The 10,788-nt window shown below is 63.1% G+C and carries 9 protein-coding genes; 5 read left to right on the top strand and 4 right to left on the bottom strand.

Annotation, left to right across the window (positions count from 1 at the left end; all coding sequences use genetic code 11):
• The first annotated feature begins 136 nt into the window (after positions 1-136).
• Entirely contained in the window at positions 137-346 is a 210-nt protein-coding gene (locus OC610_RS13275) for a DUF2788 domain-containing protein (RefSeq protein ID WP_003185724.1), read from the top strand.
• Here the strand turns inward: OC610_RS13275 and OC610_RS13270 are convergent.
• The 4 genes from OC610_RS13270 to OC610_RS13255 form a co-directional block, all read right to left on the bottom strand.
• Positions 341-907, bottom strand: coding sequence for a pseudouridine synthase (locus OC610_RS13270; protein ID WP_264428240.1), 567 nt, complete (start codon positions 905-907; stop codon positions 341-343). The two genes, OC610_RS13275 and OC610_RS13270, sit on opposite strands and share 6 nt — an antisense overlap.
• 139 nt (positions 908-1,046) lie before the next feature.
• Positions 1,047-2,546: an AMP nucleosidase gene (gene amn, locus OC610_RS13265; protein WP_187293326.1), complete on the bottom strand. Its 1,500-nt coding sequence runs from the start codon at positions 2,544-2,546 to the stop codon at positions 1,047-1,049.
• A gap of 150 nt (positions 2,547-2,696) precedes the next feature.
• Positions 2,697-4,346, bottom strand: a complete 1,650-nt coding sequence (locus tag OC610_RS13260; protein WP_264428239.1) for an acyl-CoA dehydrogenase family protein — start codon at positions 4,344-4,346, stop codon at positions 2,697-2,699.
• Positions 4,347-4,420: 74 nt separating this feature from the next.
• Positions 4,421-6,805 carry a hybrid sensor histidine kinase/response regulator gene (locus OC610_RS13255; RefSeq protein ID WP_264428238.1) on the bottom strand — a complete coding sequence of 795 codons (2,385 nt, stop codon included), beginning with the start codon at positions 6,803-6,805 and terminating at the stop codon, positions 4,421-4,423.
• Positions 6,806-7,211: 406 nt separating this feature from the next.
• On the opposite strand from OC610_RS13255, the gene OC610_RS13250 reads away from it, so the two are divergent.
• From OC610_RS13250 to OC610_RS13235, 4 genes are all read left to right on the top strand, one after another.
• On the top strand, positions 7,212-8,009 hold the full coding sequence (locus tag OC610_RS13250) for a hydroxymethylpyrimidine/phosphomethylpyrimidine kinase (protein ID WP_198796724.1): 798 nt from the start codon (positions 7,212-7,214) through the stop codon (positions 8,007-8,009).
• Between the two features lie 15 nt (positions 8,010-8,024).
• Positions 8,025-8,651 (top strand): thiamine phosphate synthase, encoded by a 627-nt coding sequence (gene thiE / locus OC610_RS13245; protein WP_264428237.1) that lies wholly within the window; start codon positions 8,025-8,027, stop codon positions 8,649-8,651.
• Between the two features lie 26 nt (positions 8,652-8,677).
• Positions 8,678-9,961, top strand: coding sequence for a glutamate-1-semialdehyde 2,1-aminomutase (hemL, locus tag OC610_RS13240; protein ID WP_030140356.1), 1,284 nt, complete (start codon positions 8,678-8,680; stop codon positions 9,959-9,961).
• A gap of 216 nt (positions 9,962-10,177) precedes the next feature.
• Entirely contained in the window at positions 10,178-10,732 is a 555-nt protein-coding gene (locus OC610_RS13235; protein ID WP_264428236.1) for a tetratricopeptide repeat protein, read from the top strand.
• Positions 10,733-10,788 lie beyond the last annotated feature (56 nt).

The raw sequence follows: 10,788 nt of genomic DNA, 5'->3' as shown, positions 1-10,788 counted from the left end.
GAGCGAGCTTGCTCGCGATGGCGTCAGCCCAGGCGATGGATAGCTGCGACACACCGCCGCAGCCCAATCCTGCGCCCTACCCCCATGCCTTATACTCGCCGCGCCAATTCAATCCCGCCCACGCTGGAGTGTCCCGATGGATCCTGCTGTTTTCGAAGAGTGGATGATGACCGGCCTGGTCAGCATCCTGATCATTTTCATGGGTTTCATCGTCTGGGACCTGGCGAAGAAGTCCAAGGCCGGGCGTTTTGGCTCGTTCATCCTGTTTTTCGTGCTGGGCCTCGGCGTCGCGGCATTCGTCATCAAGAGCGTGGTGATCGGCCTGATCGAGTCCGGCGCGTTATAAGCGCGCCGGCACTTCCTTCCACTGGCCCTGGTCGAGCCCTTCCAGCGTCCAGTCACCGATCCTGACCCGCACCAGGCGCAAGGTCGGCAAGCCTACCGCGGCGGTCATGCGCCGTACCTGACGGTTGCGTCCTTCGCGTATGACCAGCTCCAGCCAGCTCGTCGGCACGCTTTTGCGAAAGCGCACCGGCGGGTTGCGCGGCCACAATTGCGGTTCGTCCAGTTGGCGGGCCTCGGCAGGCAGCGTCATGCCGTCGTTCAATTCCACGCCATCGCGCAGGCGCTGCATCTGTTCGTCGCTCGGCTCGCCCTCGACTTGCACCCAATACGTCTTGGCCAGCTTGTGCTTGGGGTCGGCGATGCGCGCCTGCAGTTGCCCATCGTTGGTGAGCAACAACAGCCCTTCGCTGTCGCGGTCCAGTCGACCGGCCGGGTAGATGCCGGGCACGTCGATGAAATCCTTGAGCGTCGCCCGCCCTTCGCCGTCGCTGAATTGCGTCAGCACATCAAAGGGTTTGTTGAACAGGATCAGCTTCGGCTCGGCCGGCGGCGCCTTGGCCACACGGCGCGGAGCGGAGGCTGGAGGCTTCGCGCCAGGGCGGCGGGAAACGGGACGTGGAGGACGAGGCATGGCAGCGACAACATCTAACGGTCAGGGCCGACCATGCTAGTGGCCCGACCGTTAAATGACCACCATCCGATCAGCGGAACGGCGGCTCGTCGAAGCTGCGCAGCTTGCGCGAGTGCAACGAATTGAGCTCGGTGCGCAGCAGGTCCACCGCCGCGATCCCGATCTTCAGGTGCTGGTTGACCGCCCGCTCATAAAAGGCGTTGGCCGAACCCGGCAGCTTGATCTCGCTGTGCAGCGGCTTGTCCGAAACGCACAGCAACGTGCCATAAGGCACCCGCAGACGATAGCCCTGGGCGGCGATGGTGCCGCTTTCCATGTCCACCGCCACAGCGCGGGACAGGTTGATCAGCGGGCGTTCCTGGGCCCAGCGCAGTTCCCAGTTGCGGTCGTCGTAGGTCAGCACGGTGCCGGTGCGCAGGCGTTTTTTCAGCTCGTCGCCCTTCTCTCCCGTGACGTTCGCCGCCGCCTGTTGCAGCGCCAGTTGCACTTCGGCCAAGGCCGGGATCGGAATGTTCGGCGGCACCACCCGGTCGAGAATCCCATCGCGGCGCATGTAGGCGTGGGCCAGCACGTAATCGCCGATGGTCTGGGACTGCCGCAACCCGCCGCAGTGGCCGATCATCAGCCAGCAATGCGGGCGCAGCACGGCCAGGTGATCGGTGATGTTCTTGGCGTTGGACGGGCCGACGCCGATGTTCACCAGGGTCACGCCGTGGCCGTCGCTGGCCTGCAAGTGATAGGCCGGCATCTGGTAGCGGTGCCAGACCACGCCGGCGGCGATGGCCGAGGCTTCGCCGTGGTCCATGTTCTTGTCGATGATCACGTTGCCCGGCAACACCATGCGCACGAAACGCGGGTCACTGCGCAATTGCTCCAGGCCGTGGACGATGAATTGGTCGACATAGCGGTGGTAGTTGGTCAGCAGGATCCACGGCTGCACATGGCGCCAGTCGCTGCCGGTGTAGTGCACCAGCCGGCGCAGGGAAAAATCCACCCGCGCGGCGTCGAACAGCGCCAGGGGCAGCGGGTCGGTGTTTTCCCAATCGTAGAGGCCGTCGGCGATGCCATCGGTGGCGGCCGACAAGTCGGTGCTCGGGAACACCCGCGCCAGCACGGCGGCGGTCACACCGGAGCCGGCCAGTTCGTCGCCCTGCTCAACCACGTACGGGTACGGAATGTTCTGCTCGCTGACACCCACTTCGACGGTGACGGTGAAGTCGTGCATCAACGGCACGAGCTGTTCCAGCAGGTATTTGCGGAACGCGGATGGGTGAGTGACGGTGACACTGTAAGTGCCAGGCAATTGGACCTTGGCGTAGGCGCGCGTGGTTTGCGGGACTTCGCCGTGGCAATGGTAGGTCAGCCGCAGGGCCGGATAGCGAAACAAGGCCCGTTGCTCGGCATCCGGCTCGATGCGGTCCTTTAGGTAGCGCTTGAGCGCCTGGTTCAGCGCGGTGGTCGCACGCTCATGCAGGGCCGCGAGACGATCCACGGCTTGTTCGGCGGTTTGAACGACAATAAACGCTTCGGTCACGATCAGCTTCCTGTGTTCTGACTTGCAGGCCTTCATCTTGCCTGCATCGCGGTCCGACGGGAACAGTGGCGTATTGGGTACTGTGGGAGCGAGCTTGCTCGCGATAGCGGAGTGTCAGTCACTGAGATGTTGGGTGTGCCGGCGCTATCGCGAGCAAGCTCGCTCCCACAAGGGGTATGGGTTGTTTCAGAAACCCTGCGGGGTCGAGCGGGCGACGATCGCCTCGACATTCAAGCCCCGAGGCAAGGCACCGTACACCCGCCCGGTCGAGCCCAGGCGACTGGCAATGAACGCATCGCTGACATCACTGTTCCCCGCTTCGAGCAGCAACCTCGCCTGCAGGCCGACGGCGATGTCTTCGGTCAATTGCCGGGCGCGGTACTGGATGTCGTCGGTGTCCTTGAACGCTGCATGCAGTTGGTCGATATGGGCGGCCAGGCGCTTGTCCCCATGGCCGTCGCCCAGTTCGTTGAACAGCACTTCCAGCACGCCCGGCTCCTTGGACAAGGCACGCAATACATCGAGGCACTGCACATTGCCTGAACCTTCCCACGTCGAATTGACCGGCGCCTCCCGATACAGGCGCGGCAGGATGCTGTCTTCAACGTAGCCGGCGCCGCCCATGCATTCGGCGGCTTCGTTGATCATCGCGGGGGCGCGCTTGCAGATCCAATACTTGCCCACCGCCGTCACCAACCGGGCGAACTTGGCTTCGTGCTCGTCGTCCAGATGGTCCAGCGCCCGGCCCATGCGCAGGCTCAGGGCCAGCGCGGCTTCGCTTTCCAGCGCCAGGTCGGCGAGCACGTTTTGCATCAGTGGCTGTTCGCTCAAGACTTTGCCACCGACCTTGCGGTGCGCGCAGTGGTGACTGGCCTGGGTCAGCGCCTGGCGCATCAGGGCGCTGGAGCCGACCATGCAATCGAAGCGGGTCATGGCGACCATCTCGATGATCGTCGGCACGCCTCGGCCCTCTTCACCGATCATCCAGGCCAGCGCGCCACGGAACTCGACTTCGCTGGACGCATTGGAACAATTGCCCAGCTTGTTTTTCAGTCGCTGGATATAGAACTGATTGCGCGTGTCGTCCGGGCGGTGGCGCGGAAGCAGGAAACAGCTCAGACCCTTGTCGGTCTGGGCCAGGGTCAGGAACGCATCGCACATCGGTGCCGAGCAGAACCATTTATGCCCCACCAGTTCGTAGGCTTGGCCCGGCCCGCTGGCGCCTACCGGATAGGCCTTGGTGGTGTTGGCTCGCACATCGGTGCCGCCCTGCTTTTCGGTCATCGCCATGCCCAGCGTGACCCCGGCCTTGTGGGCCATGCCGACGTTGCGCGGGTCGTACTCGGTGGCGAGCACCTTCGGCAGCCAGCGCTCGGCCAGGTCCGGCTGCAAGCGCAGCGCCGGCACGCTGGCGAAGGTCATGGTCAACGGACAACCGCTGCCGGCTTCGGCCTGGCTGTGCAGATAAGTCATCGACGCTCGGGCAACGTGGGCGCCGAGTTGTGGATGAGCCCACGGCAGGCTGGGCAGGCCATGTTCGATGGCGGTTCGCATCAACTGGTGATACGCGGGATGAAACTCCACCAGGTCAATGCGATGGCCGTAGCGGTCATGGCTGGAAAACACCGGTTTGTTCTGGTTCGCCAGGAACCCCGCCTCCATCAGCGGCCCACCCGCCAACGCACCGTAGGCATCGATCCGCGCCTGCGCCCAACCGGCGCCGAAACGCTGCGACCACTGTTGCAGCGGCAGGTCGATGCGATACAGGTTGGCACCGTCCAGGGACGGCGGCTGATTGGTGACGTCGTGGGTTTCGGCGAACTGGTGCAGGTTCATGACGGGGCTCCTTGGTCGGCCAGCAGGGAATCAGTTAAGCATCGCCTCCTGATCGATCAAAGTGGCATACCCGCCTAAATATCGGCGCTTTCGCCTTGTTTCGGACAAAGTACACGCCGCTGCAAAACGGCTTGCAACACCTCGAACTTCACCGGTTTGCCCAGATAGTCGATCAAAGCTCCCGAAGGGCAGCAAGCAGGATCATGACGCGCACTGGCCACCAGCACGGGCACGTCCTCGCAACCGGCCAGCGCACGAATCTGGCAGCCGACTGACACGCCATCCAGAGGCGATGACTGGCAATCGAGAAGCACCGCGTCAAAACTTTCGACCTGCAGCACATCCAAGGCCGCCCGGCCACTGTCGACGGTGCGCACGCGGTAGCCCAGCTTGAGCAACATGCCGCGCATGACCAACTGATCGATGGTGTTGTCATCCGCCAACAGCACCGTGCAATCCTGGGGCTCGCGCGAATCCCGGCGCTGACTGAACGAAAAAGGGGTCGGGACACCCGCCGGCAACGCGAGATCGAACGCCACGTCCAATTGGAAACGACTGCCGCGCCCCGGTTCGGAGGTGTGGGTCAGGCGACCGCCGAGCAATTCGACCAACTGGCGGCAGATCGCCAGGCCCACACCGAGGCCGCCGTATTCGCGGGTCATCGAACCGTCGAGCTGGAAAAAGCGCTGGTACAGGGTTGCTTCGCCAAGGTCGGTGAAACCGATGCCGGTGTCGATCACGGCGAAGGACAGCACCAGCCGATCGAGCTCCGACGGACGCCCGCTGACCCGCAACGCGACGCCCCCCGAGCGGGTGAACTTGATGGCATTGTCCAAAAGGCATTCCAGGCACTGGGCCAGTTTGCCGCTGTCGCCCAACAACCGGTCTCCCAGGCCGGGGCTTATGTCGACCTTGAAATCGAGGCCCTTGGCGGCCGCGTTGGCGTCGAACTGCACCTGCAACGCGTCAATCACACCGCGCAGGCTGAACGGCGCCGGGTAGACCTTGAGCTTGCCGGCCTGCAACTCGGTGAGCGTAAGGATGCCGTTGACCATGCGCATCATGTCCCGCGCCGAACCGGCGGCGGTCTGTTGGTACTGGGTCAGTTCCTCGTCCATTTCGACGGTTTCCATCAACTCCAGTGAGCCAATGACGCCGTTCATCGGTGTGCGCAACTCATGGGTCAAGGTGGCGAGGAATTCATCCTTGAGCTTGTTGCCCTGGGCCAGTTGCTGGTTGAGCACTTCCAGCTTCTGCCCGGCGTCGAACAATGTCTGGGCCTGCTGTTCGCGCATGGCGTTGATGCGATCCGCGAGGGCCAGGGACAACAGCGCCACCTCGATGGCCGAGCCAATCTGGCTGGCGTACATGGTCAGGAAGATGTTCGGCAGATAGCCGAGCACCATCATCGTATTGACGATGCCCCCCAGCAGGAACGCCGACCAGGCGATGATGAAATACCGCGCGACCCGCAGGCCGCGCCACCAGGCGAACAGTCCGGCGGCGAAAATCACCACGGTGAACACCAGAGCCAATGCCGTCGCCAGGCGCAACGCCAGGGCGTAGCTGGTCATCAACGATAAGCCCAGCACCATCGCGCCATAGGCGATCAGCGCCAGCAGCAACCGGTCGAGCCAGCGGCTGTGCCGGGCGGTCTGCAGGAAGCTGCGGGCGAACTGGCTGCCGAACAGCCCCGCGCAGCCGATGAAAAACGGCGTCGCGGCGTTGGCCCACCAGGGGTTGTCCGGCCAGAAGTACTCCACCGCCGCGCCATTGACCGACAGTTGATACAGGCCGAACGAGGCAATGTAGAAGATGTAATACAGGTAGCTGGTGTCGCGCACGCTCAGGTAAATGAACAGGTTGTAGACCAGCATGCCCAGCAACACGCCATAGATGATCCCCAGCACGTAAAGCCGCAACGGCTGTTGTTCCAGGTAAGCGGTGCTCGACCACAGCGTCAATGGCGCCTGGATCGAGCCCTCGCTTTGCAGTCGCAGGTAGACGGTCTGGCGTTGATCGGGCTGGAAATCCAGGCTGAACAGGTAATTGTTCTGGCGGATCTCGCGACGGGCGAACGGCAGCGCATCGCCCGTCTGGCGGACCAGGCGATAGGCTCCGGTGCCGTCCGCCAGATACAGGTCCAGGTGATCCAACGGCGGATAGGCCAGTTCCAACAGCCAGGTCCGCTGGGCGTCGGGATTGCCGGGACGGTAGTGCAAATCGATTTTCAGCCAGAACACCGAGCGCGAATAACCCGCGTTCAACGTGGCTTTGTCATGGGGTTTGAAGCGACCGGCCGCGGCCTGGGCCAGGACGTCATCGATGGAAGCCGTGCCGCTGGCGTCTTCAAAGACTTGCAGGGCATGGCCCAAGGGCAGGCTCTGGGTGAGTTCATCGAATTCGAGGGCACTTGCCAAGGGGGACAAGCACAACAGCAACATCAGCAAATAGCGCATTTAAGCCCCAGCGTGGCCTGTCCGGTTGAGTCAGGAAGCCCCCCATTCCCTGAGTAGACGTAACACCGGCATTACCTGTTAGTAGTTGGATCCATGTCTAGCATAGCCGTTGATGGCCAATTTGCACCATGGAAATTTTTCCGACAAAAGGCTCTAGGACGGGCGTCTCAGCGCCAAGCATTGAGATAGAGCTGTTGCTTTGGTCAGGTTGGTACTGACAGGCCATTTGTGGCGAGGGAGCTTGCTCCCGCTCGGTTGCGTAGCAACCGCAAGATCTCGGGGCCGCTTCCCGGCCCAGCGGGAGCAAGCTCCCTCGCCACAAAAGCAGTCGCCAGCAGGCAACGTCGTGTAAAACCTGCTGAGCCCAATCACCGACAAAACAGGTTTGGTGATAAGCTCGCGCACCATGAATATCTACAGCTCTCGCCCCGTTGTCCTCTGTCTCTCCGGCCACGACCCCAGTGGTGGCGCCGGCTTGCAGGCAGATATCGAAGCCCTGCTCGCCCAGGGCTGTCATGCCGCCCCGGCGGTTACCGCGTTGACCGTGCAAGACACCGTCAACGTCAGCGATTTCCGCGTGCTTGATCGCGAGTGGGTGCTGGCGCAAGCCAATGCCGTGCTCAACGATTCGCCCGTGGCGGCGGTCAAGCTGGGGATGCTCGGCTCGCTGGAAATGGTCGACACAGTGGTCGAGCTGCTCCAGGCGCACCCGCACCTGCCGATGGTCTGCGACCCGGTGTTGCGTGCCGGCGGCGGCGGACGGCTGGGCAAGGATGAAGTCGGCTATGCCATGCGCGAGCGCCTGCTGCCCCTGGCGATCATCGCCACGCCCAACCTGCCTGAAGCGCGCATCCTCGCCGAACTGCCAGAAGGCAGCGCCGATGAATGCGCCGAAAAACTGCTGCCCTTCGTCAAGCACCTGCTGATCACCGGCGGCCACGGCGACGAGCATGAAGTCCATAATCGCCTGTACAGCCGCGACGGACGCCGCGAAACGTTCACCTGCCAACGCTTGCCTGGCAGCTACCACGGTTCCGGCTGCACCCTCGCCAGCGCCATTGCCGGCCGGCTGGCCCAGGGCGAACAGCTCGCCAGCGCGGTCAAGACAGCGCTGGACTACACCTGGCGCACCCTGCGCGACGCCGAGCAACTGGGCAAAGGCCAGTTCGTACCGCGTCGCCTGCCGCTGGATTTCTGCTCGTAGCACAGGAGCCTTGGAATGAAATTACGTGGCCTTTATGCCGTCACCGATAGCCAGTTGCTGGCCGGCAAATTCCTCGCTTATGTCGAAGCGGCGCTGGAAGGCGGCGTGACGTTGCTGCAATACCGCGACAAGAGCAGCGACGAGGCTCGGCGCCTGCGGGAAGCCGAAGCCTTGCGCAACCTGTGCGAACGCTACAAGACCCAACTGATCATCAACGATGATGCCGAACTGGCCGCGCGCCTCGGCGTCGGCGTCCACCTGGGCCAGACCGATGGCCCGTTGGCACCGGTGCGGGCGTTGCTGGGCCACAAGGCAATCGTCGGCTCCACCTGCCACGCCAGCCTGGAACTCGCTGAACAGGCCGTCAACGAAGGCGCCAGCTATGTCGCGTTCGGGCGCTTCTTCAACTCCAGCACCAAGCCCGGCGCGCCCAGCGCAAACCTTGAACTGCTCGAACAGGCCCGTATCAAATTGCATGTACCGATTTGCGCGATCGGCGGCATCACCTTGGAGAACGGCGCCCCGCTGGTGGCCCACGGGGTCGATCTGCTCGCGGTGGTCCATGGCCTGTTCGGCGCCGACAGCACCGCTGAAGTGACGCGCCGCGCCCGCGCCTTCAACGACCTGCTGCTCATCAAATAGTCATTTCCGTTTTCGAGAGCCCAACCATGTCCCGTTCCGAAACCTTGTTTGCCAACGCCCAGAAACACATCCCCGGCGGCGTGAACTCGCCCGTTCGTGCGTTCAAGAGCGTCGGCGGCACCCCGCTGTTCTTCAAGCATGCCGAAGGCGCATACGTCACCGACGAAGACGACAAGCGCTACGTCGACTATGTGGGTTCGTGGGGTCCGATGATCCTCGGCCACAGCCACCCGGACGTGCTGGATGCCGTGCGCAAGCAGTTGGAACATGGCCTGTCCTACGGCGCCCCGACCGCGATGGAAACCGAGATGGCGGACCTGGTCTGCTCCATCGTGCCGTCGATGGAAATGGTGCGCATGGTCAGCTCCGGCACCGAGGCGACCATGAGCGCGATTCGCCTGGCCCGCGGCTACACCGGTCGCGACAGCATCATCAAGTTCGAAGGCTGCTACCACGGCCATTCCGACAGCCTGCTGGTCAAGGCCGGTTCCGGCGCGCTGACCCAAGGCGTGCCCAGCTCGGCGGGCGTGCCGGCGGCATTTGCCAAACACACCCTGACCTTGCCGTTCAATGACCTTGAAGAAGTCGAGAAGATGCTCGGCGAAGTCGGCCAGGAAGTGGCTTGCATCATCGTCGAGCCGGTGGCCGGCAACATGAACTGCGTGCCGCCGGCGCCAGGCTTCCTCGAAGGCCTGCGCAGCCTGTGCGACCAGCATGGCGTGGTGTTGATTTTCGATGAAGTGATGACCGGCTTCCGCGTCGCCCTCGGCGGTGCCCAGGCCCATTACGGTGTGACGCCGGACTTGAGCACGTTCGGCAAGATCATTGGCGGCGGCATGCCGGTGGGCTGCTTCGGCGGCAAGCGCGCGATCATGGAATGCATCGCACCACTGGGCCCCGTCTACCAGGCTGGCACGCTGTCGGGCAACCCGCTGGCCATGGCTGCCGGCCTGACCACCCTGCGCCTGATCAGCCGCCCGGGTTTCCATGCCGAACTGACCGACTTCACCACGCGCCTGCTCGATGGCTTGCAGGTACGTGCCGATGCGGCGGGCATTCCGTTCGTCACCACCCAGGCCGGTGGCATGTTCGGCCTGTATTTCAGCGGCGCCGATGACATCGTGACCTTCGACGACGTGATGGCCAGCGACTCTGACCGCTTCAAGCGCTTCTTCCACCTGATGCTCGAAGGTGGCGTCTACCTCGCGCCGAGCGCGTTCGAAGCCGGCTTCACCTCCATCGCCCATGGCGACGCCGAGTTGAAGATCACACTCGACGCGGCCGAGCGGGCCTTCGCGGCGCTCAAATAGCTTGTGGATAACTGACGCTGGCTCACACCAGCGTCAGTTATTGCCCATAGCCTCCGCGTTTTTTCCTACATATTTGCTCGATAAGCCGCACCTGCCGTTCCATCGCAGCAGAAAAACGAGTAAAGACTTTGTAAGGATGGCCCCGCTTATTTCATAATGCGCGCTTATTGGATCCCCCGGAGGGTCCACGCGCCCCTCAGAGGTAAGTCGATTCCCATGAACCGCACCGGCCGCACCCTTGCCCTGGGCTGCCTGTTGCTCCTTCAGCCCCTGCTCGCGAATGCTCAGGCAGGCGGTAACTCGTTGTTGATCCCGGCGATGGGCCGTTGCACGCTCAACACCCAGCCACAAGATCTCGCACCGGCACTCGACGCCTGTCGAAAAGCGGCCGACGCGGGCGATGCGCAAGCGCAATACGAGTTGGGCGAGTTCTACTACGACGGCAAGGCCGCGCCTCGCGATCTCAAGCAAGCCCTCAGCTACTTCGAAAAAGCCTCGCTGCAAGGCCATGCCCAAGCGCAATTCAAGCTCGGCGGCATGTTCTTCCATGGTGAAGGTGTGCCCGCCAACAATGTGCAGGCTTATATCGTCTTGAAAATGGCGGCGGTCAACGGCGCCGAAGAGGCACTGGACACCGCAGATGAAGTCGCCGAGCAGATGCCTCGCGACGAACTGGAAGTGGCCACCCAGGTGCTGGGGCAGATCTTTCGCAAATACCTGATGGAATTGCAGAACGCCGATGGGCGCACGCCTTTCTCGCCATTACCCTGAAACACAGCCCGCCCTGAAGGAGCTGTAGGAGCTGTAGGAGCTGCCGAGTGCAACGA

This window comes from Pseudomonas agronomica, from assembly GCF_025917275.1.
GTDB classification, from domain to species: domain Bacteria; phylum Pseudomonadota; class Gammaproteobacteria; order Pseudomonadales; family Pseudomonadaceae; genus Aquipseudomonas; species Aquipseudomonas agronomica.
The sequence above is the reverse complement of the archived record's forward strand: the minus strand, read 5'-3'. Positions and strand labels throughout refer to the sequence as shown.

Coding starts and splice junctions, on each gene's coding strand:
- OC610_RS13275 (WP_003185724.1), top strand. CDS start 137: ATGGATCCTGCTGTTTTCGAAGAGTGGATGATGACCGGCCTGGTCAGC.
- amn (WP_187293326.1), bottom strand. CDS start 2,546: ATGAAGGCCTGCAAGTCAGAACACAGGAAGCTGATCGTGACCGAAGCG.
- OC610_RS13260 (WP_264428239.1), bottom strand. CDS start 4,346: ATGAACCTGCACCAGTTCGCCGAAACCCACGACGTCACCAATCAGCCG.
- OC610_RS13255 (WP_264428238.1), bottom strand. CDS start 6,805: ATGCGCTATTTGCTGATGTTGCTGTTGTGCTTGTCCCCCTTGGCAAGT.
- OC610_RS13250 (WP_198796724.1), top strand. CDS start 7,212: ATGAATATCTACAGCTCTCGCCCCGTTGTCCTCTGTCTCTCCGGCCAC.
- thiE (WP_264428237.1), top strand. CDS start 8,025: ATGAAATTACGTGGCCTTTATGCCGTCACCGATAGCCAGTTGCTGGCC.
- hemL (WP_030140356.1), top strand. CDS start 8,678: ATGTCCCGTTCCGAAACCTTGTTTGCCAACGCCCAGAAACACATCCCC.
- OC610_RS13235 (WP_264428236.1), top strand. CDS start 10,178: ATGAACCGCACCGGCCGCACCCTTGCCCTGGGCTGCCTGTTGCTCCTT.